The organism is Streptomyces sp. SAI-135 (assembly GCF_029893805.1).
Taxonomy (GTDB): Bacteria; Actinomycetota; Actinomycetes; order Streptomycetales; family Streptomycetaceae; genus Streptomyces.
On sequence record NZ_JARXYP010000002.1, the window covers coordinates 3767311 to 3789322 of the forward strand.

The following is a 22012-nucleotide window of genomic DNA, read 5'->3' on the forward strand; positions in this document are numbered from 1 at the left end:
GCCCCCCAGAGCCCCCACATACGTTCCCGTGTCGAAGCGCTTCGACTGGCGTCGTCGAATCGAGTCGAAACGACGACCCCTGCGCGGCGCCCCGCCCGAAGCGACCATCCGACTCCCCGGAGGTACGGGATGTTGACGGCACGAAGGCGTGTGGTGGTGACGGCGGTGGTCCTGACGGGATCGCTGCTGATGACCTCCTGCGGGGACTCGGACGGCGGGTCCTCCGACGGGAAGACACTGCGGCTGTGGCACTACGAGGGCCCGGACAGCGCGATGGGCATCGCCTGGAACGCGGCGATCAAGGAGTTCGAGGCCACGCACCCCGGCGTGAAGGTGAAGTTCGAGGAGAAGAGCTTCGACCAGATACAGAAGACCGCCCCGATGGTCCTCAACTCCTCGGACGCGCCCGACCTCATGGAGTACAACAAGGGCAACGCGACCGCGGGCCTGCTCTCCAAGCAGGGCCTGCTGACCGACCTCACGGAACAGGCGGCCGAGCGCGGCTGGGACAAGGCACTCAGTCCCAGCGTCCGCACCACCAGCCTCTACGACACCAACGGCGTGATGGGCTCCGGCAAGTGGTACGGCGTCCCCAACTACGCCGAGTACACGCTGGTCTACTACAACAAGGACCTCTTCAAGAAGTACGGCGTCGCCGAGCCGAAGTCCCTCGCCGAATTGACCGCCGCCATGGACAAGTTCGTCGAGAACAAGGTCACCCCGCTCGCCAACGGCGGCGCCGCCTACCCCGCCCAGCAGTACCTCTACCAGCTCGCGCTCTCGAAGGCCGACCGCGCCTGGGTCGACTCGTACCAGCTCTACAAGGGGAAGACCGACTTCCACGACGCGGCCTGGACCTACGGCGCCGACACCTTCGCCGACTGGGTCCGGAAGGGCTACTTCAGCAAGAGTTCCAGCGGTCAGAACGAGGAGGCCGCCGGTGTCTCCTTCACCTCCGGCAAGGCGCCGATCCTGTTCTCCGGCAGCTGGTGGTACGGCCGCTTCAAGGCGGAGAACAAGTTCGACTGGGGCACGTTCCGCTGGCCCGACTCCCGGCTCACCCTCGGCTCCGGCGGCAACCTCTGGGTCGTACCGCACGGTTCGAAGAACAAGGACCTCGCCTACGACTTCATCGACATCACCATGTCGAAGAAGATCCAGAACCTGCTCGGCAACTCCGGCGGCGTCCCGGTCGCGGCTGATGCCTCCGCCATCACCGATCCTCAGTCGAAGACCCTGATCGACGACTTCAACACCCTCTCCAAGAACGACGGCCTGGCCTTCTACCCCGACTGGCCGGTCCCCGGCTTCTACGACGTCCTCGTCTCCGAGACCCAGAAGCTGATCACGGGCAGCGAGAAGCCCGACGGTTACCTCAGCGCTCTCCAGGAGGCCTACGACAAGGGCGCGCCGAAGCAATGACGGTGACCGTCGAACGCGGGGCGCGGGCGGCCGGCAAGAGCACGGCACCGAAGCCCCCACGCCCCCGTGACTCCTACGCCCTCTTCCTCCTCCCGGGCGCCCTCGCCTTCCTCGCGGTCATCGTCCTGCCGTTCGTGATGAACACGTACGTGAGCTTCACGGACTGGCAGGGCGTGGGCTCGCCCACCTGGTCCGGGCTCGCCAACTACCGCGAGCTGGTGGACGATTCCGAGTTCTGGGCGTCGTTCCGGCACAGCCTGTTCATGGTCGTGGCGATGGCGGCGATCCCCACGGCCCTCGGGCTGGTCCTCGCCGCCGCCCTGTTCGACCACGTCGGCAAGCACTTCGGCACCCGGATCGCCGCCGTCCTGCGGGCCTGCTTCTACCTCCCCCAGGTCCTGCCGATCGCGGTCGCCGGCATCGTCTGGAGCTGGATCCTCGCCCCCGACAACGGCTCCCTCAACGCGCTCCTCGACGCGATCGGCCTCGGCGGCTGGCGACAGGACTGGCTCGGCGACCCCGACCTCGCCCTCTACAGCGTCATGGGCGTCATGGTCTGGGTCCAACTGGGCTTCCCGCTCGTCGTCTTCATGGCAGGCCTGCAACGCGCCGACCCCCAGCTGGCCGAGGCCGCCGAGCTGGACGGCGCCGGCTGGTGGCGCCGCTTCTGGCACATCACGCTGCCGCAGATCCGCCCGGAGATCTACGTCGTCCTGACCTGGTGCTCGATCGCCGCGCTCAAGGTGTTCGGCGCGGTGTACGTCCTGACCAAGGGCGGACCGGGCGGCGCCACGAACGTGCCCTCCTACTTCTCCTTCACCACGTTCTTCGAGAAGACGCAGGTCGGCTACGGCGCCGCGATCTCCACCGTGCTCACCGTCATCATCCTCGCGCTCTCCCTGATCGGTCTGCGGCTCCAGGAGAGGACCGACGCATGACCACCGCCCTGCGCCGCTACCCGGTGCTGATCGCCCTGTGCATCGCGGCCCTGTTCATGATCGTGCCGTTCCTGATCGTCACGGTCAACGCCTTCAAGTCCCCCGCCGAATACGCCCAGAACGGCCCCCTCAGCCTTCCCGACGGCTTCTACACCGACGGCATCAAGGACTTCTGGGACCGCGTCGACTTCGGCCGCAAGCTCGTCAACTCGGTGCTGATCAGCGGCTCGGTGGCGGTGCTCGCCGTGATCCTGTCGGTCCTCAACGCCTACGCCATCGGCATCGGCCGGATCAAGGGCCGCACCTGGGTCCTCGCCTTCTTCGTGCTGGCGAACATGCTTCCGCAGGAGGCGCTGGTCTACCCCGTCTACTACCTGAGCAAGGAGGCCGGCCTCTACGACACCCGGCTGAGCGTGGTCATCGTGTTCACGGTGATCCAGGCGGCCTTCGGCACGTATCTGCTCTCCGCGGTCCTCGGCCAGTTCCCCCGCGAGATCCTGGAGGCGGCCCGGATCGACGGCGCGAACAAGTGGCAGGTCCTGTGGCGGATCGTCGTCCCGGTCAGCCGCCCCACCCTCGGTGTGCTGCTGGTCTTCTTCTTCATCTGGACCTGGAACGAGTTCCTGCTCCCCCTGGTCATGCTGATCTCCAACGACAACCAGACGGTGTCGGTGGCCCTCGGCGTCCTCCAGGGCCAGCGTCTGATGGACGCCACCATGACCAACGCGGCCGCCCTGCTCGGCGTGCTCCCCGCGCTCGTGTTCTTCCTCGTCTTCCAGCGAACCCTCACCCGCGGTATCGCCGTGGGTGCCGTGAAGTAAGGACCCCCCACAGATGAAGTTCACCGACGGCTACTGGCTGCTGCGCGAGGGCGTGACCGCGGACCATCCGGCCGTGGTCCACGAGGTCGTCGCCTCCGACGGCGGGCTGGAGATCCACGCGCCGTCCCAGCCCATCCGCCACCGCGGCGACCTGTTGAAGGGACCGGTCGTGACGATCAGCGCCCACGCCCCGATGCCCGACGTCATCGGCATCACCTTCACCCACTTCGAGGGCGAGCAGCCGGACCGTCCCGAGTTCGAGCTCAGGAAAGAGGAGTTCACCCCGCACTCCGGGTCCGACGAGGACTCCGCGACCCTGACCTCCGGCGCCCTGTCGGTACGGTTCGCCCGCACGGGGCCCTGGCAGGTCGACTTCCTCGCCGACGGCCGGGTCCTCACCAGCAGCGGCACCAAGAACATGGGCATCCTGCGGGACGCGTCCGGCGGGCACTACCTGCGCGAGCAGCTCAACCTGGCCGTCGGAACCTCGGTGTACGGGCTCGGCGAGCGCTTCGGGCCGCTGGTCAAGAACGGCCAGGTCGTCGACATCTGGAACGCGGACGGCGGCACGGCCACCGAACAGGCCTACAAGAACGTCCCGTTCTACCTCACGGACGCGGGCTACGGCGTCTTCGTCGACCACCCCGGCAAGGTCTCCTTCGAGGTCGGCTCGGAAGCGGTGTCACGGGTCCAGTTCAGCGCCGAGACACAGGAGTTGACGTACTACGTCATCTACGGCCCCACCCCCAAGGAGATCATCCGCAAGTACACGGCCCTCACCGGCCGCCCGGCCCTGCCGCCCGCCTGGTCCTTCGGCCTGTGGCTGTCGACGTCCTTCACGACGTCGTACGACGAGGAGACGGTGACGTCGTTCATCGACGGCATGAAGGACCGCGAACTGCCCCTGTCCGTCTTCCACTTCGACTGCTTCTGGATGCGCGAGTTCAACTGGTGCGACTTCCAGTGGGACCCGCGGGTCTTCCCGGACCCGGAGGGCATGCTCGCCCGGCTGCACGCGCGGGGCCTGAGGGTCTCGGTGTGGATCAACCCGTACATCGCCCAGCGGTCCCCGCTGTTCGCCGAGGGCAAGGCGCTCGGCCACCTCCTCAAGCGCCCGGACGGCAGCGTCTGGCAGTGGGACCTGTGGCAGCCGGGCATGGCCCTGGTCGACTTCACCAGCCCGGCCGCCCGCGACTGGTACGCGGCCAAGCTGGAGGCGCTCCTCGCGCAGGGCGTGGACTGCTTCAAGACCGACTTCGGCGAGCGGGTGCCGCTGGACGTGGAATGGTCCGACGGCTCCGACCCCGAGCGGATGCACAACTACTACACCTACCTCTACAACCGGACCGTCTTCGACGTGCTGCGCAAGCACCGCGGCGAACAGGAGGCGGTCCTCTTCGCCCGGTCGGCGACCGCGGGCAGCCAGCAGTTCCCGGTGCACTGGGGCGGCGACTGCGAGGCGACCTACGAGTCGATGGCCGAGTCCCTGCGCGGCGGCCTGTCCCTCGGCCTGTCCGGCTTCGGCTTCTGGAGCCACGACATCGGCGGCTTCGAGGGCACCCCGACCCCGGCGCTCTTCAAACGCTGGCTCGCCTTCGGACTCCTCTCCTCCCACAGCCGCCTGCACGGCAGCTCGTCGTACCGCGTCCCGTGGCTGTTCGACGAGGAGTCCGTGGACGTGCTGCGGCACTTCACCCGCCTCAAGCTGAGCCTGATGCCCTACCTCTACGAGGCCGCGCGCACCGCCCACACCGAGGGCGTGCCGGTGATGCGGGCGATGGTCCTGGAGTTCCCGGACGACCCCGGGTGCGCGCATCTGGAGCGGCAGTACATGCTCGGCCCGGACCTCCTGGTGGCGCCCGTCTTCAACGACTCCGGGGAGGTCTCGTACTACGTCCCCGAGGGCACCTGGACCCACTTCGTGACCGGTGGGACGGTCACCGGTCCGCGCTGGGTGCGCGAGAAGCACGACTTCACCAGCGTGCCGCTGCTGGTGCGGCCGGGCGCGGTGCTGCCGGTCGGGGCGGTGGACGACCGGCCCGACTACGACCACGCCGACGGGGTGACCCTGCGGGCGTACGGCCTGGCCCGGGGCGAGCAGGTCACGGTACGGGTCGGCGAGGTCGCCTTCACCGTCGTACGCGAAGGGGACACACTGCGGGCGTCCTGCGCCGACCCGTCGGCTCCCTGGAGCCTGGCGGCCGGGGACAGAACGGCACGGGCGCAGGCCGGCACCGGCTTCCTCTCCCTGGAGCTGGGCTGATGGTGAAGATCACCGATGTGGCGCGGCGGGCCGGGGTCTCCCCCAGCACCGTCTCCTACGCCCTCAGCGGCAAGCGCCCGATCTCGGAGGAGACCCGCCGACGGGTCGAGGACGCCATCCGCGAGCTGGGCTACCGTCCGCACGCGGGCGCCCGCGCCCTGGCCGGCAGACGCTCCAACGTGCTGGCGCTGGTGGTGCCCTTACGGACCGGCATCCACGTCCCGACCGTGATGCGGTTCGCGGTGTCGGTGGTGACGACGGCCCGGCGCCACGACCACGACGTGCTGCTGCTGACCCAGGAGGAGGGCGAGGACGGGCTGATCCGGGTCGCGGACACGGCTCTGGTCGACGCGCTGATCGTGATGGACGTGCAACTGGACGATCCCCGGCTGCCGTTGCTGCGCACGCTGGACCTGCCGTCGGTCCTGATCGGTTTCCCGGCCTCCTCGCAGGGTCTGACCTGCGTCGACCTCGACTTCAGGGCGGCGGGCGAGGCGTGCGTGGAGCACCTGGCTCGGCTGGGGCACCGGACGGTGGCCCTGGTCGGCTCCCCGCCGGAGGTCTACGTCCGCCGCACGGCCTTCGCCCAACGGGTGGTCCAGGGCTTCACGGCCGCCGCGGACCGGGCCGGCATGTCCTCGACGGTCCTCCCCTGCGAACCGGACGCGGCCCGCGCGACCGCCGAACGCCTCCTGCGCGAACAGCCCGCGCTGACGGGAGTGGTCGTCCACAACGAGGCCCTGCTGGAGCCCCTGCTCGACGCCTTCGAACAACTGGGCCTGCGCGTCCCGTCCGACCTCTCCCTCACCGCGATCTGCCCCGACGAACTCGCCGAGTCGGCCCGCGTCCCGATCACGTCGGTGACACTGCCGTCGGAGGACCTGGGCGCACGGGCCGTGGACCTCCTGATGAAGCAACTGAACGGAACGGCCGTACCGGAGTCGACCCTGCTGCCACCGCGGATGACGGAACGGGCGAGTACCAGGGCTCGGGCCGTGGTGTGAGGGGCAACAGATCGCACGGTTCACCTGCTCGTAGGTGACGCCCGGTGACACAGGTGCCCCTCTCCCGCGGGTGGGAAAGGGGCACCTGTGAGTACGGCCGATCAGCCTTCCGGCACGACCGTTTCTTGGACGGCCCTCACCAGACCGTCTGCCAGTGCGAGCGCGTTCTCGCGGTAGAAGCCGAGCTGCGTGTGAAAGGCCTCCTCCGACGCGAACATGCTGGGCACGGACAGCAGCACGGCATGCAGGACGTGGAGGTCTGCCACGGTCAGCAGCACCTGCTCACCGGTGTCGACCATCCCGGCGAGCCGCTCCAGCCGTTGCCTGTCGCACCCGGCCCGGACCGTCAGCGCGGGTTCACCTTCGCGCCGATGGGCGAGCCACAGCAACGCTCCGTGGACAAGCGGGCGTTGTGCTCCCGCGAATCGGACGGAGAAACCCGTGCCTTCCCGACGTACGAACGGCCTGTCTCTCACGGTGTGCCGCCCCCCGGGTTCTTCAGGACGTACCGCCCCGCCTGCAAGCCGTCCTCCCACTGCTTGGTCGTGTACTGGAAGGCATGGATGTTGTACGGCGTCTTCACCACCAGCACCCTCTTGGCCACGTCGTACACGACCTCCGATCCCTTCGTGGTGTCACGGTACGTGAACTTCCCGCGCCAGCTCGCGAGGTAGTCACCGAGCGCCTTCAGGTTGTGTCCGATGCCGGGGATCGCATGGTCGAGGGAGTTCGCCGAACCGTCGTGCATCCGGCGGGCGTTGTAGTCGACGCCGTCAGCGATGTCCGGGCCGTAGCGAGCCTCGATCTCGTCGTACAGGGCGTCGGGCAGCGTGCCGTCGCAGTTGTGGACGAGAACCGGGGTGGCGTCGGCGAGGACGTAGAAGGTGTGCAGATCGCCGACCGTGAGGTCCCACACCGCGCGGGGCACCGCCACGGTCCTGAGACCGGTCACGGCGCTCACCGCACCGTCGCGGGTGCGCAGCCGGTCGCCCGCGCGCAGTTCCTTCACGGTCTTCCAACCACTGCCCTGCACATAGACCCGGTGACCCGGGGTGGTGAGCAGGCGTCCGCCGGCCGAGACGGTCAGCTCGACGAGTTCGCCGGCCCGGTGCGAGAAGGTCGCGGTGACGGGTGCCGGGCGGGTGGTGCCGGTCTTCGGATCGGTCGCCAGCAGCCGGTCGCCTTGGACGATCGTGTCGATGGACTTGCGCGACCCGTCGGCCATCAACACCTGCGTGCCTGCCGGGAAGCTGTTGGTCGGGCAACCCGTGTTCTTGAGCTTCTCGGCCTCCTTCTTGCCGATACCGGCCAGGACGTCGTCCTCCAGACCGGACTCCTTGAGGGCCTTCCAGGCGTCCGCGAGGTCGTCTCCCGACTTGACCGCGAGCCGCAGCCGTACGAGGGGCTCGATCGCCTTCTCGATGAGCTTGCCGGGGATGAAGTTGGACGCGGCCCAGGCACAGTCGCCCCAGCCGCCGCCCGTGCCGGTGAGTTTGTGGTAGCAGCCGGTGAAGTCACCGAAGAGCAGGTTCAGCCCCTGCTTGCGCAGGCTGTCGGCGATGCCCTGGTTGACCTCCAGGTTCGAGAGGTCACGGGTGATGTCCGCCTTGAGGTTCCGGAACGTCCTGGTGGCCAGGTACTCCGTGTCCGGTGCCGGGCAACCGAACTTCTTCGGGTCCAGGTCCGCTGCGCATTGGTAGAAGGAGACAGTGGCGTCGAAGTGCACGGTGATGGTCAGCGTGCACCCGTTGGGCATGATGATGTCATCGCAGCCCTTGGTCTCGCGGCCCGTCTCATGGGTGCTGTCAACCGTGTAGAACGTGTTGTCGATGCCGGTGCCGGCTCCGCTCTTGATCTGGTCGTTGGCCCCCTTGTTCTCCGCCAGGGTCGCCGCCTCCTGCGCCGACTCCGCGTACTTCTGCGCGTCCTTCGCCGCCTGTTCCGCCGCCGTCGCCTCCGCGTCCGCGCGGTCGGCCGCCGCGCGGGCGTCCTTCGCGGCCTGTTCGGCCTCCGCCGCCGCCGAGCGCGCGGCCTCCGCGTCGAGGGCCGCCTGGTCGGCGGAGGAGCGGGCGTCGGCCGCGTAGGTCTCGGCGCGGTCGGCCGCCTGGTCGGCGGCGGCCGCGTCCTCGGTGGCCTGGCGGTCGTACTCCTTGGCCCGGGCCAGGGACGCCTGGGCGTCGGCCGCGTACTGGGCCGCCTCGGCGGCGTAACCCAGCGCCTCCTTCGCCGACTTGCGGGCGTCGGCCGCGAACCCGGCGGCCTCCGCCGCCAGCGTGTACGCCGCCTTCGCGTCACCGGTCGCCGCAGCGGCGAGGCTCGCCGCCTGGGCCGCGTTCTTCTGCGCGTTGGCCGCGTGCGCCTCGGCGACCGCCTGCTGCTGCTCGGCGATCGTCTTCGACGACTGGCCCGACAGCACGGCGAGGCCCGCCGCCGAGTCGGTGGTGACGTACGGCGCGCCCAGCTGGATCGCGTCGTTCGCCGGAGCCGCCACCTGCTGGGCCGCGTTGCCGGCGTCCTCCGCGGCCTGGGCGGTGGTGTAGGCGTGCCCGGCCGCGTCGGCCGCGCCCGCGACCGCCTTGGCGGCCTCTGCCTTCGCCGCGTCGGCCTGCTTCATGGCGTCGGCGGCGTGCTTCTCGGCCTCGTCGGCCAGCTCCACCGCGCTGCGGGCGGCGGACGCCGAGGCCTCGGACGCCTTGATGGCGTCGGCGGCGGCGCTGGTCGCCGTACGGACGGCCGCGTCCGCCCGCAGCTTGGCGGCCTGGGCCGCGTCCGCGTCGGAGCGGGCCCGCCGGGCGGCGGCCTCCGCACGGGTGGCTGCGGCGTCCGCGTCGGCGGCGGCCTGGGTGGCCGCGTCCGCCTCGGAGCGGGCCGAGCGTGCGGCCGACTCCGCGTCGTCGGCGGCGGCGTCCGCCTGGTCGGCGGCGGCCCGGGACTCCTTGGCGTCCGACTCCGAGTCATGGGCCTCGGCGTACGCGTCCTTGGCGTCGGCCTTGGCGCGAGCCGCGTTGGCCTGGCTCTCCGCGTCCCACGCGTCGTCCCGCTTGCCCTTGGCCCGGTCCCGGGCGGCCTCGGCGTCCTGCCGCTTGGCGCGAGCCGTGGACTCGGCGTTCTCCGCCCGGCCCTTGGCCTCCTGGGCGGTCTGCGCGTACCCCTGCGCGTTCTGCTTGTGCTGGGCGGCCTCGGCCTGCTTCTGCGCGGCGGTCTCCTTCTCCGCCTTCGCCGTCGCCGCCTCGGCCTCCGCCGCGAGCCGCTTGGCGTGCGCGTCGGCGGCCGCCGCCTTCGCGTCGGCCTCGGCCTTCTGCGTCTCGGCGAGCTTCGCCTTCGCGAGGTCGCGGGCGGCCTTGGCGGTCTGGGCCTGTACGGCGGCCGCGTCGGCGGCGGCCTTCGCCTGCGCGCGGGCCTCGTTCGCGGCCGCGGTACGGAAGGCGGCCTTGGACTGCGCGGCCTGCGTCAGCGCGCGGGCGGCGATGGTGGCGCTGTCCCCGGCGGCGGCGCGGGTGGCCGCGTAGGCGGTGTCACCGGCCTTGGCGAGCGCGTCCAGCGCGGCCGCCGACGCCTTGGTGACCTGCGCCTTCTGCTGCCCGACGAGCAGGCCGCGGCCGCGCGGGGCACCCGCCTTGTCGGCGATGCCGTACGCCGCGGTCAGCGCGGTGTCCGACGTGGTGGCGGCCGTCTTCGCCGCTGTGGCCTGGGCCTTGAGCAGGTCGACCTGCTTCTTCGCCTCGGTCTGGGCGGCCGTGATGCCCTGCTTCGCCTTGTCGAACTGGGCCTTGGTGGGGTAGTCGAGGTCGTCGTCGGCGCCCTGGTGCCCGGACGGGACGATGTCGAACTGCTGCGGGGCCTTGCCCGTGCAGTCCCACATGCGGCCGTCACGGCTGTTGGTGTAGTCGGCGAGGTCGAGGCAGTTGCCGGTGCCCGGGTTGTACAGCCGGGTCGTGCCGTGGGTGCCGTACTGCCACTTCTGCGAGGCCCCGGTGCCGCAGGTGGAGATCTGCACCGCCGTACCGTTGGCGCTCGCGCCGCCCTTGACGGTCAGGCACTTGCCGGAGTTGGGGTTGACCAGGCGGTCGGCCTCGATCTGCCACTTCTGCCCGGCGCTGCCGTTGCAGGTGTAGATCTGCACGGGCGTGCCGTTGTCCTTCTTGCCGCCGGCCACGTCCAGGCACTTGTCGCTCGCCCCGTGGGCGTGCACGACGAAGGGGCTGGTGCCGATCCAGCCGGGGCCGCCGGCCGACCAGTAGTCCTGCCAGCGGACCAGGTGGTCGGCCCGCCAGGACAGCCCGAGGAGTTCACCCAGCGCCTTGGAGCCGGCGGCGAGGGCCTTGGTGGCGTTCTTGTTGGCGGTCAGGATCTGGTTGCGCGGGCCGGCCTGCGCGGCGATCTCCTGCTGCCACTCGGCGGACGCGGCGGCGACCTCCCTGCCGAGCACCTTGTTCGGGTCGACCGGGGTGCGCCAGGCGCAGGAGGCGAACCGGGACTTCAGGTCCTCGACGGCGATGCGGTACTCGACGCTGCCGGGCTCGGGCGCGGTGCGCGGAAAGCCGCCGTAGGACAGGAAGAGGCGGGCGTTGTCGGCGGACGTCGGCTCCATCGACCAGTTCACCAGGCCGTCGTAGGCCTGGTGCTCTTCGTACCGCTGATTCCAGTTGGGCAGCGTCGGGTCGAGTTCGCCGCCGTACAGCGGGTCACCCAGGCTCTTGACCGCCTTGACGGTGGCCTCGTCGGCCTTCGGGGTCAGGTCGCGGTAGAAATCGCCCTCCGACTTCCAGAACTGCTCCCAGATCCACTTGGAGATGCCGGTCTGCTGAAAGAAGTTCGGGCGGTCGTCGCCACTCGTCCCGGGCGGCCATTCGAAGTCGGCCTTCGACTGGAAACCGCTGGGCGTGGGCAGCCCCGAGATCTCGAAGTCCCGGATGTGGTCGTAGAGCGCGGACCCCTCCTTGTCGGCGGCGTCCCGGTCCTGCTCGAACGCGGTCGACAGCGGAGTGGTCTCCCAGTACGACCGGTTCGCCGCCGTGTGCAGCTTGTCCGGCGTCTGGTTCAGCCCGTCCTGGGCGACGCCGAACATGGCCGGCCCGCCCATCCGCAGCGTCTCGCCGAGCAGGCACTGGTCCTGGCGGAGCTGTTCGGCGGCCTTGGCGTCGAAGCCGTCGTAGCTGTCACCGCTGTCCGAGGCGGCAACGGCGGCCATGTCGTCGGCCGCGTACCGGCTGATCAGGTCGGGCTGTACGGCCACCGAACCGATCAGGGCCACTGCGACGGCGGACGTCAGCAGCGGCGTCAGGAGCCCGGAGCGCGTCCGGGCATGCGTGAAGAGCCGATGTCTCGGCATGGTGGTTGTCCTCCCCGTGGCGACGGTGTTCCCCCGGTCGCCGTTCGACGCGCCCTGTGGCGGAGTGGTCGGCTCCGTCCGGCGCGGCGTTTACCTTAGACATACATGTCGGGTGCAGGACAAGAGTTTTCCGGGTTACATGTGGGAAACATGTGAAGCCCGGGACGATCGGGGACGGCACCGGACAACCCGTACCGGACATGACGAAGGCCCCGCTGCCGTCAAGCAGCGGGGCCTTCGCCCACATGGGGTTGTCCCCGGAGGGACGAGTGGAGATGGCGGGAATCGAACCCGCGTCCAACGGTGCAGAACCAGGGCTTCTCCGTGTGCAGTTCGCTGCGATTTTCTCGGCCCCGGCGATCACGCGAACAAGTCGCCGACGGGCCCAGTCACTGTTTGATTTCCCATTGAACCCCGTGACCGGGCTCAATGGTTTAGTCCCCTAGATTATGCCAGGGTCCGGGTCGGGAACACTCCCGGGCTGACACCCGTTAGGGCCTTCGCTCACTGCTTATTAGGCAGCGAGGGCGAAGACGCGGGAATCGCTCTTGGAATTGGCGATTATTGGTTGCGACATATGGTTTACGAGATCATTGCCGCTTCCTCGACACGCTTCCCCTGCCTCAACAGCCGCTGTCGAAACCGATCATCCCCATGTTGTGTTGTCAATCAGCCCACCGACCGCGGCCGGTGTTGACTCCATCGTACGTGACCAACGCACGCCGATGCCACCGCATTCCCGGCGGCCCGCCCTACTGGGCGGCGCGCTGCTTCCGCTTCGCCGCCGCGATCGCGCGGTCCGACTCCCGCCGGTCCTGCTTCTCCCGCAGGGTCTGCCGCTTGTCGTACTCCTTCTTGCCTCGCGCGAGGGCGATCTCGGCCTTGGCCCGGCCATTGGTGAAGTACAGGGCGAGGGGCACGATGGTGTGACCCGTCTCCTGGGCCTTCGTCTCCAGCTTGTCGATCTCCTCGCGGTGCAGCAGCAGCTTGCGCTTGCGGCGCGCGGAGTGGTTGGTCCAGCTGCCCTGGCTGTACTCGGGGATGTGGGCGTTGTGCAGCCACGCCTCGCCGCCGTCGATCTGGACGAACCCGTCGGCCAGCGAGGTCCGCCCCTGACGCAGGGACTTCACCTCGGTACCGGTGAGCACGATCCCGGCCTCGTAGGTGTCGATGATCGCGTAGTCGTGCCGGGCCTTCTTGTTCTGGGCGACCAGCTTCCGCTTGCCCCCCTTCTCGCCGTCCCGCGCCTTGCCGCCCCCGCCGCCCTGCTTCGGCTGGGACTCCTTCGGTACGTACATTCCCTTGCTCATAGTGCTGCCCATTTTCGCACTAGGAAGGGGTCTGGAGACCAGTGCTTATCCGGCGGAGGCGCGGGCCCCGGGACCGGCGCTAGTCGCCCAGCCCTCCGATCACCGTCTCCGCCTGCTGGAGGGCCCGGTCGTCGGCCTCCAGATCCGGCGTGATCCCCCGCCCGTCGACCCCGCGCCCCGACGGAGTGCGGTAGTGCCCCACGGTCAGCTCGGCCACGGCCCCGTCCGGCAGCCGGCTGGGCATCTGCACCGAGCCCTTGCCGAAGGTACGGGACCCGACGACCACGGCCCGCCCCCGGTCCTGGAGCGCACCGGTGAGCAGCTCCGCCGCGCTCATCGTCCCGCCGTCGACCAGCGCGACCAGCGCCCTGCTCGTGTCCCCGCCGGGCTCGGCGTGCAGCGCCTGCTGGGTCCCGTCGACGTCGTAGGTCGCCACCAGTCCCCCGTCGAGGAAGGCGGACGCCGTGGTGACCGCCTCGGTGACCAGGCCGCCGGAGTTCCCGCGCAGGTCGAGGATGATGCCGCCGCCGGCCGGGGCGTCCCGGACGGCGTCGCGTACCTCGTCCCCGACTCCCTTGGTGAACGAGTCGATCCTGATGACGGTGATCCCGTCGCCGAGTTCCCGGACGGCGACCGAGTCCGTGGACAGCCGGGCACGCCGGACCGTCTGCGTCCACACGTGCGTGCCGCGCTCCAGGCCGAGCCGCACCGCCGTACCGGCGGCCGCGTCCGTGGCGTCGCCGCGCAGCAAGGAGACCACCTCGGTGACCGGATGCCCGTCCACCCGCTCCCCGTCGACACTGCGCAGCCGGTCGCCCACGCGGATACCGGCGGCGGCCGCGGGCGAGTCGGAGCTCACCCGGGTCACCTCGATACGGCCGTCCCGCTCGCGCCGCGCCCACAGGCCGACGCCGGTGTACCGGCCGTCGAGGGCCTCCTCGAACTCCTCGTACTCGCCACGGGAGTAGACGGCCCCCCAGCGGTCCCCGCTGCGGCTGACGGCACGCTCGGCGGCCTCCACGGGGGACGCGCCGTCGGCCTTGGCCTCCTCGGCCGCCTCGGCCACGTCCTCGTGGTGCCCCGCGGGGGCGGCCGAACGGGCCGTGTCCGACGAGGACTTCAGGTCGCCGCCTTCGGCCTCGGGGAAGGAGCCGGTCGCCGCGCCGGCCACCAGGACGCTCGCGAACACCAATGTCAGGGCCGCCCCGCGGCGGATGCGGCGGGGCTGACAGAACAGATCTCGGCCCGACATGCCGGTGAGTCTAGGACAACGCAAGAGGGCCGCACGGTCGGTTGACCGTACGGCCCTCTTGGCATGCGTCACACCTTCAGGTACTTGCGCAGCGCGAAGAACGCGGCCAGCGCGGGCATCAGCACGCTCGCGGCGAGGATGAGCGGCAGCTTCGTCAGGACGGCGTCCCAGCCCACGAAGTTGATCAGGTTGAGCTTGGTGGCCAGGGCCATGCCGTGGTCGACGGTGAAGTAGCGGCCGACGACCAGGAAGACACAGGCGAGCCCGCCGCCGATCGCGCCGGCCACGGCGGCCTCCATGATGAACGGCGCCTGGATGTAGAAGCCGGACGCGCCCACCAGCCGCATGATCCCGGTCTCCCGCCGACGGCTGAACGCCGAGACGCGCACCGTGTTGACGATCAGCAGCAGGGCGACGATCAGCATGAGCGCCATCACACCGAGCGCGGCCCTGTTCATCAGGTTCAGCATCGTGAAGAGGTTGTCCAGGATGCCCTTCTGGTCCTGCACGGACTGCACGCCGTCACGGCCGTTGAAGGCGGTCGCGATGACCTGGTACTTCTCCGGGTCCTTCAGCTTGATCCGGTACGACTCCTGCATCTGGTCCGGGGTGAGGGACGCGGCCAGCGGGGAGTCGCCGAACTGCTCCTTGTAGTGCTTGTACGCCTCGTCCTGGGACTCGTGGACGACCGTCTCGACGACCGACATCTTCTTCAGGTCGGAGAGGATGTCCTTCTTCTGGTCGTCGGTCACCGCGCCCTTGGCGCAGTTGGGGTCCGACTCGGCGTCGCTCTTGTTGCAGAGGAAGATCGAGACGTTGACCTTGTCGTACCAGTAGCCCTTCATGGCGCCGACCTGGTCGCTCATCAGGAGCGACCCGCCGAACAGGGCGAGCGACAGGGCGACGGAGACGATGACCGCGAACGTCATCGTCAGGTTGCGACGGAGACCGACACCGATCTCGGAGAGTACGAACTGGGCGCGCATGGCGTCTTCTTCAGGCCTTTCCGGGGACTCTTCGAACGGCGGTCAGTGCTGGTAGCCGTAGACGCCGCGTGCCTGGTCGCGGACGAGGCGGCCCTTCTCCAGCTCGATGACGCGCTTGCGCATCTGGTCCACGATGTTCTGGTCGTGGGTGGCCATGACGACGGTCGTGCCGGTCCGGTTGATCCGGTCCAGCAGCTTCATGATGCCTACGGAGGTCTGCGGGTCGAGGTTGCCGGTGGGCTCGTCGGCGATCAGCAGCTTGGGCCGGTTCACGAAGGCCCGGGCGATCGCCACGCGCTGCTGCTCACCACCGGAGAGCTCACCGGGCATCCGCTCCTCCTTGCCGCCGAGCCCGACGAGGTCGAGCACCTGCGGCACGGACTTGCGGATCTCACCGCGGGACTTGCCGATGACCTCCTGGGCGAAGGCCACGTTCTCGGCGACCGTCTTGTTGGGCAGGAGCCGGAAGTCCTGGAACACCGTCCCCAGCTGGCGCCGCATCTGCGGCACCTTCCAGTTGGACAGGCGGGCGAGGTCCTTGCCCAGCACGTGCACCTGTCCCTGGCTGCACCGCTCCTCGCGGAGGATCAGCCGCAGGAAGGTGGACTTTCCGGAGCCGGAGGACCCGACGAGGAACACGAACTCGCCCTTCTCCACTTCCAGGGAGACATCCCTGAGTGCGGGGCGGGTCTGCTTGGGGTAGACCTTGGATACGTTGTCGAATCGGATCACGGATGCACCACGGTAGGCCGGGGGTAGATGAGCGTGACCATACGCGAACCGGGTGCACGAGCGCAGGCGCCGGTTCGGGTTGCGTAGCGGTTGGGCGGTTTTGTGCCCACCTGGGAACCCCCCGTCTCCGGCAGCGGCCAGGCGACCCCCGGAGGAACCTGGCACAGTAGGGAGGGGAACGTTCTCCGGCCGGGAGGCGTTCTCCCTGTGGAACGTATTCGCAAGAAGGGTGACGCGCATGACGTACGACCGCCTGGTGTGCGCAAACTGCGCGGCGCCCGTGAGCGAGGGCCGGTGCCCGGTGTGCCGGGCGAACCGCGAGCGGTTGCAGCAGGAGAACCTCTTCGCGGGCCTGAACCCGACGGCCCTGATCGCCCTGCTCGCTGTCCTGATCGCGGCGGTGGCCCTGCTGGCGCACCAGACCGCCTAGGCGGCGACCGAGGACATACGAAGGGCCCGGAGCGGACACGCTCCGGGCCCTTCGTCGTTCACGCACGCGCACGCTGAGCGGGTGCGCGGCTACCGGACGTCACCGTCAGGCGGCCGCACCACCGCGACCGCCCGCGAGGCGGGGCAGCAGACGGAAGCCGACACCGCCGGCGATCATCGTGGCGGCACCGACGACCAGGAACGCGGTCTGACCGGCACCGGTCTCCGCGAGCTCCTGCCCGTTGCCCTGGGCCGACGTGTTGGACGTGGTGTCCGTGCCGGTCTCGGTCAGGGCCGAGGAGCCCTCTTCCTGGGTGGAGGCGTTGGAGCCGCCGTCGGGGTTGGTGTTGCTGTTGCCACCGCCCCCGGCGTTGCCGTTACCGTTACCGTTCCCGTTGCCATTCCCGTTGCCGTTCCCATTGCCGTTCCCGTTCCCGTTGCCCGGGTCGGTCGGGTCCTCGGTGGGCTCGGTGGGCTCCTCGGTCGGGTCCGTGGGCTCCTCGGTGACCGGCGGCGTGGTTCCCGGGTCCGTCGGCACCTCGGTGCCGGGGTCCGTGGGGAGTGTGGTGCCCGGGTCGGTCGGGATCTCCGTGCCCGGGTCGGTCGGGTCGTCGTCGCCGGTGGCGACGTTCACACCGACACCGCTCTCGCCCACGCTCACGCCGATCTCCAGCGCGGAAGCGGCGCCGGCGGCGGTCAGCGAGGCACCGGCCGCGATCACGGCACCGGCGGCTATGCGCGCGATACGGATCCGCGTCTTCTTCGTCATGTGGTTGCTACCCCCAGTAGCTCATCGTCAATGAGGCGGCGCTCGGGGCCGTGATCGACGGAGGAAGGTAGCTGTGTGCTGATGTCCCCCGGTTCACATGCGCCCCAGAGATACGCATGCCACGCTTTACCCTTCCCATTTTTCAAAGCATCGTCAAGGCCGTTGCGGGCGCGATGTCCTGGTAAGAGCTCTTTGCCGGGGAAAGCGGTCTGTGAGTGTGATGTAAAACCCAGACATAAAGCAAACTGCCGCCCGTGGGGCGGCAGTTGCGGACCGGTGGTCAAGTCGACAAAGTTACTTCTCCTGCTGCTTGCGCCAGCGAATTCCGGCTTCGATGAAGCCGTCGATCTCGCCGTTGAACACAGCCTCGGGGTTGCCGACCTCGAACTCGGTGCGCAGGTCCTTGACCATCTGGTAGGGGTGCAGGACGTACGAACGCATCTGGTTGCCCCAGGAGTTGCCGCCGTCGCCCTTGAGGGCGTCCATCGCGGCCTGCTCCTCCTGGCGGCGCCGCTCCAGCAGCTTGGCCTGCAGGACGTTCATCGCGCTCGCCTTGTTCTGGATCTGCGAGCGTTCGTTCTGGCAGGAGACGACGATCCCGGTGGGGAGGTGGGTCAACCGGACCGCGGAGTCGGTGGTGTTGACGCCCTGGCCGCCGGGACCGGAGGACCGGTACACGTCCACGCGCAGCTCGGACTCGTCGATCTCGATGTGGTCGGTCTGCTCGACCACGGGCAGGACCTCGACACCCGCGAAGGAGGTCTGGCGGCGGCCCTGGTTGTCGAAGGGCGAGATGCGCACGAGCCGGTGGGTGCCCTGCTCGACGGAGAGCGTGCCGTAGGCGTACGGCACCTGCACGGCGAAGGTGGTCGACTTGATGCCGGCCTCCTCGGCGTACGACGTCTCGTAGACCTCGGTCTTGTAGCCCTTCTGCTCCGCCCAGCGCAGGTACATCCGCTGCAGCTTCTCGGCGAAGTCGGCGGCGTCGACGCCGCCGGCCTCGGCGCGGATGTTGACGAGCGCCTCACGGGAGTCATACTCGCCGGAGAGGAGGGTCCGCACCTCCATCTCGTCCAGCGCCTTCCTGACGGCGGCGAGCTCGGACTCGGCCTCGGCACGGGTGTCCGGGTCGTCCTCCTCCTCGGCCATCTCGAACAGCACGGAGAGGTCGTCGATGCGGCCGCGCAGCGCGTCCGCCTTCCTGACCTCGGCCTGGAGGTGGGACAGCTTGCTGGTGATCTTCTGCGCCTCGTCCGGGTTGTCCCACAGGGACGGCGCGGCCGCCTGCTCCTCGAGCACGGCGATGTCTGCCCTCAGCTTGTCGAGGTCCAGAACGGCCTCGATCGACTCCATGGTCGAGGAGAGGGACTTGAGCTCTTCGGATACATCGACGACTGCCACGCCCTCCAGCCTAACGGCTGTGGCAACCGACGTCGGTCGTCCCCCGGATCGCCGCCCCCTCACGGGGAGGCGGGCGCCGAGTTCTCCGTGTCCTGCGGGGACGCCCCCGCGTCGTCGCCCGAGGTCGCCGCCCACACACCCACACCCGCCGCGACAACCAGCACCAGCCCCGCAACCCCGACGACCAGCCTCCGCCGCCGCGTGGTCGCCCGGTGCCGGGCGGATCCGGGCCGCGGTGCCCCGGCGGGCCTCGGTACCCGGGCCGTCCCGCGCGCGCCTCCGGCCAGCTCGTCGGGGCCCGGCACGCGCATCGAGGTGTGGGTGTCCCGGTTGGAGTCCGCGGGCTTCGCCCCCGGCACCAGCGGCACCGCGCCCCTGCGCACCGGCCGCCCGGACGCGGGCTGCTCCCCGGAGGGGCCGGCGGCCGCGTCCTGCGCGTCCTGCTCCTCCTCCTGCTCCGCGTCCGGCTCGTCCACGTCCAGCGGGGGCATCCCGGCGAGCAGGGGGAGCAGCTCCCGCAGCCGTGCGCCCAGCTCGGAGGCGCGCAGGCGGGAGGCCGGCGCCTTCGCCAGGCACTGCACGATCAGCTGCCACAGCTCGTCGGGGATGCCGGGAAGCGGAACCACCGTCTCCGTCACATGCCGCCGCAGCACCGCCCCGGGGTGCCCGCCCCCGAACGGCGTGAACCCGGCCAGCAGCTCGTACAGGACGGTCGCGAGGGCGTAGATGTCCACGGACGCCCGCGGCGGCAGCCCCTCGACGATCTCCGGCGCCAGGTAGTCCGGCGTCCCGATGATCTTCGTGGCCCGGGTCCGGCGCGGCGAGTCGATGAGTTTCGCCACACCGAAGTCCGTCAGCAGGGCGGGGTGCGCGCCGCCGGGGCCCAGCGGCCCCTGCATGTCCAGCAGGATGTTCTCCGGCTTCACGTCCCGGTGCACGACCCCCTTGGCGTGCGCGGCGGCCAGCCCGTCGGCGACGTCCGCGACGATCGCCACCGCCGCCTCGGGGGCGAGCCGCTTCTCCCGGTCGAGCCGGGTGCGCAGATCGGTGCCCCGGACCAGGTCCATGACGAGCGCGAGGTCGTTGCCGTCGACCACGAGGTCGCGTACGGAGACCACGTGCGGGTGCTCCAGGCCGAGCAGAGCGGTGCGCTCCTGGACGAAGCGTCCGACGAGCTCCTGGTCGGACGCGAGGTCCTCGCGCAGCAGCTTGACGGCGACGGGCCCCTCGGGACCCTCGCCCAGCCACACCGTGCCGGCGCTGCCCCGCCCCAGGATCTGGTTGGCGGTGTACCGGCTGCCGATCTTCCGTGCCAAGACTGCTCCTACAGACGCGTGTTGCCGATAAAACTACGCGCCGGAACAGCCAACCTTCACCGCGGAGACGGAAATCACCCGCCAGGTGTCGACAAATCTCCAGACTTACTGCTGACCTGAGGAGTTTCCGCCCAGGTCGCTGATCCACCCGCTCACGGTGTCGACGATGTCCCCGATCTGCTGCCAGTAGCTCTTGCCGGTGCCGATCCACTCCTGGAGCGGGCTCAGCTCCCAGATCAGCCAGCTGGCCACGAACAGGATGACGAGCGTGAACAGACAGCCCTTGAGGCAGCCCAGACCCGGGATCTTCATCGGGTTGGCGCTGCGCTGCCGCGGCTGCCGCGGCTCGCGCGTGGGGCGCTCGGACTGCGGCGGGGGCGCGTACCGCTGCGGCTGCTGTTGCTGCGGGGCGTACTGCTGGGGCTGCTGCTGCGGCTGACGGCCGTAACCGCCCTGCGGCGGGCGCTGCTGGGGCCGCTGCTGCGGCTGCTGCTGCGGCCTGGCGACCTGCCGCTGGGGGCGGCGGCGCAGCGGGTCCTCGTTGGGGTCGAGGTACTGGACCTGGGTCTGTTCGTTGCGGTCGCGAGCCGCGCGGAGCTGGTTCTGCCAAGGGTGCGGGTCCTCGGGCCCGCCGGGCTGCCGGCCCTGCTGCCCGTACTGGCCCTGGCCCGGCTGCCCGGGCGGTACCGGCGGCATGACGGCCGTCGGGTCGGCCGCGCCGCGGTGCGGGAGCACCGCGGTGGGGTCGGCGGCGCCGACGGGGTTCCCGGCGCCGGTGTGCGGCAGGAAGCTGGTCGCGGCGTTCGGGTCGTAGCCGCCCGCGGCACCGGCGCCGTGCGGCAGCACCTGGGTCGGGTCGGCGGCGCCGGGGGTGTCCGGCACGGCGGCCGGGTCCGGGTCGGGCAGCAGCAGCGCGCCGACGTTCTCCGCCGCGGCGATCTGCGCGGAGTTCGCGTGCACCCCGATGCCCTCGGCGACGACGCGCAGTGCGCGCGCGAGGTTCTCGGCGCTGGGACGCCGGTCCGGGTTCTTGCTCAGACAGCGCTCGATGACCGTCCACAGCGGGTCGGGGACGGTCGAGGGGCGGCGCGGCTCGGCGCTCAGGTGCTGGTGCAGGACCTCGAGGGCGGAGCCGCCGGCGAACGGCGGACGGCCGGTGACCAGCTCGTACAGGAGGATGCCGGCGCCGTAGATGTCGACGGCGGAGGTCTGCGGGCGGCCCTCGGCGGACTCGGGGGCGACGTACGCGGGCGTGCCGACGAACTCCTGGGTCCGGGTCAGGCCCGGGGAGTCCGCGAGACGCGCGATGCCGAAGTCGGTCAGCAGGGGGTGCATCTGGCCGCCGTGCTGGCGCAGCAGCACGTTGGCGGGCTTGAGGTCGCGGTGGACCACGCCGTCGGCGTGGCTGGCGGCGAGCGCGTCGGCGATCTGGGCGGTGATCAGGGCGGCGCCGACGGGGCTGAAGGGGCCGTTCTCGCGCAGGTAGCGGTGCAGGTCGGGGCCCTCGACGAGGTCCATGACCAGGGCGAGCAGATCGCCTTCGACGACCAGGTCACGCACCCGCACGATGTTCGGATGCGTCAGCCGAAGCAGCACGGAGCGCTCGCGCAGGAACCGCATCACGATGTCCGGATCGCTCGCGAGCTCCTCCTTGAGGACCTTGATCGCGACGGTCTCGCCGGGCTGTCCCGGTACGGCGGCCTCGGCGCCCGCGGTCTCCCGCTGGCGGGCTCGCCACACGGTCCCCGTGGCACCGCGTCCGAGCGGCTCCTCGAGGAAGTACTTGCTGCCTACCGGCCGCACGTCATGCACTCCCTGCTGCTGGCTGTCGTTCCGACCCACTGTAGTGCCGCTCCCCGGGGCACCACGTAAGCGTTGCCAAGCACGTTCGAAGGAAAGACGCTCCGTGCGGGGCTCCCGGTTGCCGGACGTTGACGTGACCGATCTCAAGTGATCGTCGGCGCTGCACTGGTCAGGCACTTTTGGGGGCAGAGCTGACCAATCAAGATCACTTGCCCTCGGGCGACGGGCGCGTTG

At 70.1% G+C, this 22012-nt stretch carries 16 protein-coding genes and 1 other RNA gene; 6 read left to right on the forward strand and 11 right to left on the reverse strand.

The window, feature by feature from the left end; genetic code table 11:
• Positions 1 to 129 precede the first annotated feature (129 nt).
• The 5 genes from M2163_RS21470 to M2163_RS21490 are packed head-to-tail and all read left to right on the forward strand — an operon-like array spanning position 130 to position 6448.
• Positions 130 to 1422 carry an extracellular solute-binding protein gene (locus M2163_RS21470; RefSeq protein ID WP_280894755.1) on the forward strand — a complete coding sequence of 431 codons (1293 nt, stop codon included), beginning with the start codon at positions 130 to 132 and terminating at the stop codon, positions 1420 to 1422.
• A complete protein-coding gene (locus tag M2163_RS21475) occupies positions 1419 to 2360 on the forward strand; it encodes a sugar ABC transporter permease (protein WP_280851180.1) in 942 nt (313 codons plus the stop codon). Before M2163_RS21470 ends, M2163_RS21475 begins: the two co-directional genes overlap by 4 nt.
• On the forward strand, positions 2357 to 3181 hold the full coding sequence (locus tag M2163_RS21480) for a carbohydrate ABC transporter permease (protein ID WP_280851179.1): 825 nt from the start codon (positions 2357 to 2359) through the stop codon (positions 3179 to 3181). Before M2163_RS21475 ends, M2163_RS21480 begins: the two co-directional genes overlap by 4 nt.
• A gap of 13 nt (positions 3182 to 3194) precedes the next feature.
• Positions 3195 to 5444 (forward strand): alpha-xylosidase, encoded by a 2250-nt coding sequence (gene yicI / locus M2163_RS21485; protein ID WP_280894756.1) that lies wholly within the window; start codon positions 3195 to 3197, stop codon positions 5442 to 5444.
• The gene (locus M2163_RS21490; RefSeq protein WP_280894757.1) at positions 5444 to 6448 is read left to right on the forward strand and encodes a LacI family DNA-binding transcriptional regulator; all 1005 of its coding nucleotides are present in this window, start codon (positions 5444 to 5446) and stop codon (positions 6446 to 6448) included. Before yicI ends, M2163_RS21490 begins: the two co-directional genes overlap by 1 nt.
• A 101-nt stretch (positions 6449 to 6549) precedes the next feature.
• Here M2163_RS21490 and M2163_RS21495 read toward each other — a convergent pair whose 3' ends face one another.
• From M2163_RS21495 to ftsE, 7 genes are all read right to left on the reverse strand, one after another.
• Positions 6550 to 6837 carry a hypothetical protein gene (locus tag M2163_RS21495; protein WP_280851176.1) on the reverse strand — a complete coding sequence of 96 codons (288 nt, stop codon included), beginning with the start codon at positions 6835 to 6837 and terminating at the stop codon, positions 6550 to 6552.
• Between the two features lie 83 nt (positions 6838 to 6920).
• The gene (locus tag M2163_RS21500) at positions 6921 to 11780 is read right to left on the reverse strand and encodes a ricin-type beta-trefoil lectin domain protein (RefSeq protein WP_280894758.1); all 4860 of its coding nucleotides are present in this window, start codon (positions 11778 to 11780) and stop codon (positions 6921 to 6923) included.
• A 267-nt stretch (positions 11781 to 12047) separates the two neighbouring features.
• Positions 12048 to 12434: a transfer-messenger RNA gene (ssrA, locus tag M2163_RS21505) on the reverse strand.
• Between the two features lie 98 nt (positions 12435 to 12532).
• Positions 12533 to 13078 carry an SsrA-binding protein SmpB gene (smpB, locus tag M2163_RS21510; RefSeq protein WP_280854189.1) on the reverse strand — a complete coding sequence of 182 codons (546 nt, stop codon included), beginning with the start codon at positions 13076 to 13078 and terminating at the stop codon, positions 12533 to 12535.
• Positions 13079 to 13169: 91 nt separating this feature from the next.
• Positions 13170 to 14342 (reverse strand): S41 family peptidase, encoded by a 1173-nt coding sequence (locus M2163_RS21515; RefSeq protein WP_280894759.1) that lies wholly within the window; start codon positions 14340 to 14342, stop codon positions 13170 to 13172.
• A 68-nt stretch (positions 14343 to 14410) separates the two neighbouring features.
• Positions 14411 to 15328, reverse strand: coding sequence for a permease-like cell division protein FtsX (gene ftsX, locus M2163_RS21520; protein WP_280851173.1), 918 nt, complete (start codon positions 15326 to 15328; stop codon positions 14411 to 14413).
• A gap of 42 nt (positions 15329 to 15370) precedes the next feature.
• On the reverse strand, positions 15371 to 16060 hold the full coding sequence (gene ftsE / locus M2163_RS21525) for a cell division ATP-binding protein FtsE (protein WP_125191296.1): 690 nt from the start codon (positions 16058 to 16060) through the stop codon (positions 15371 to 15373).
• Between the two features lie 238 nt (positions 16061 to 16298).
• On the opposite strand from ftsE, the gene M2163_RS21530 reads away from it, so the two are divergent.
• Complete coding sequence (locus tag M2163_RS21530; RefSeq protein WP_164433342.1) at positions 16299 to 16490, forward strand: hypothetical protein; 192 nt, start codon at positions 16299 to 16301, stop codon at positions 16488 to 16490.
• Positions 16491 to 16595: 105 nt separating this feature from the next.
• On the opposite strand, the gene M2163_RS21535 is transcribed toward M2163_RS21530, so the two are convergent.
• The 4 genes from M2163_RS21535 to M2163_RS21550 all read right to left on the reverse strand — a co-directional run bounded on the left by M2163_RS21535 (position 16596) and on the right by M2163_RS21550 (position 21778).
• Entirely contained in the window at positions 16596 to 17258 is a 663-nt protein-coding gene (locus tag M2163_RS21535; protein ID WP_280894760.1) for a hypothetical protein, read from the reverse strand.
• Positions 17259 to 17552: 294 nt separating this feature from the next.
• Positions 17553 to 18659: a peptide chain release factor 2 gene (gene prfB, locus M2163_RS21540; RefSeq protein ID WP_280851171.1), complete on the reverse strand. Its 1107-nt coding sequence runs from the start codon at positions 18657 to 18659 to the stop codon at positions 17553 to 17555.
• Positions 18660 to 18718: 59 nt separating this feature from the next.
• Positions 18719 to 19975 carry a serine/threonine-protein kinase gene (locus tag M2163_RS21545; RefSeq protein WP_280894761.1) on the reverse strand — a complete coding sequence of 419 codons (1257 nt, stop codon included), beginning with the start codon at positions 19973 to 19975 and terminating at the stop codon, positions 18719 to 18721.
• A 105-nt stretch (positions 19976 to 20080) separates the two neighbouring features.
• Positions 20081 to 21778, reverse strand: coding sequence for a serine/threonine-protein kinase (locus M2163_RS21550; protein ID WP_280894762.1), 1698 nt, complete (start codon positions 21776 to 21778; stop codon positions 20081 to 20083).
• Positions 21779 to 22012: the final 234 nt, after the last annotated feature.

Excerpts from the sequence above, each read along its gene's own strand:
- smpB (WP_280854189.1), bottom strand. The coding sequence starts at position 13,078 with ATGTACGTACCGAAGGAGTCCCAGCCGAAGCAGGGCGGCGGGGGCGGC.
- M2163_RS21530 (WP_164433342.1), top strand. The coding sequence starts at position 16,299 with ATGACGTACGACCGCCTGGTGTGCGCAAACTGCGCGGCGCCCGTGAGC.
- M2163_RS21475 (WP_280851180.1), top strand. The coding sequence starts at position 1,419 with ATGACGGTGACCGTCGAACGCGGGGCGCGGGCGGCCGGCAAGAGCACG.
- M2163_RS21490 (WP_280894757.1), top strand. The coding sequence starts at position 5,444 with ATGGTGAAGATCACCGATGTGGCGCGGCGGGCCGGGGTCTCCCCCAGC.
- yicI (WP_280894756.1), top strand. The coding sequence starts at position 3,195 with ATGAAGTTCACCGACGGCTACTGGCTGCTGCGCGAGGGCGTGACCGCG.
- ftsX (WP_280851173.1), bottom strand. The coding sequence starts at position 15,328 with ATGCGCGCCCAGTTCGTACTCTCCGAGATCGGTGTCGGTCTCCGTCGC.
- M2163_RS21515 (WP_280894759.1), bottom strand. The coding sequence starts at position 14,342 with ATGTCGGGCCGAGATCTGTTCTGTCAGCCCCGCCGCATCCGCCGCGGG.
- M2163_RS21535 (WP_280894760.1), bottom strand. The coding sequence starts at position 17,258 with ATGACGAAGAAGACGCGGATCCGTATCGCGCGCATAGCCGCCGGTGCC.
- M2163_RS21470 (WP_280894755.1), top strand. The coding sequence starts at position 130 with ATGTTGACGGCACGAAGGCGTGTGGTGGTGACGGCGGTGGTCCTGACG.
- M2163_RS21500 (WP_280894758.1), bottom strand. The coding sequence starts at position 11,780 with ATGCCGAGACATCGGCTCTTCACGCATGCCCGGACGCGCTCCGGGCTC.
- M2163_RS21480 (WP_280851179.1), top strand. The coding sequence starts at position 2,357 with ATGACCACCGCCCTGCGCCGCTACCCGGTGCTGATCGCCCTGTGCATC.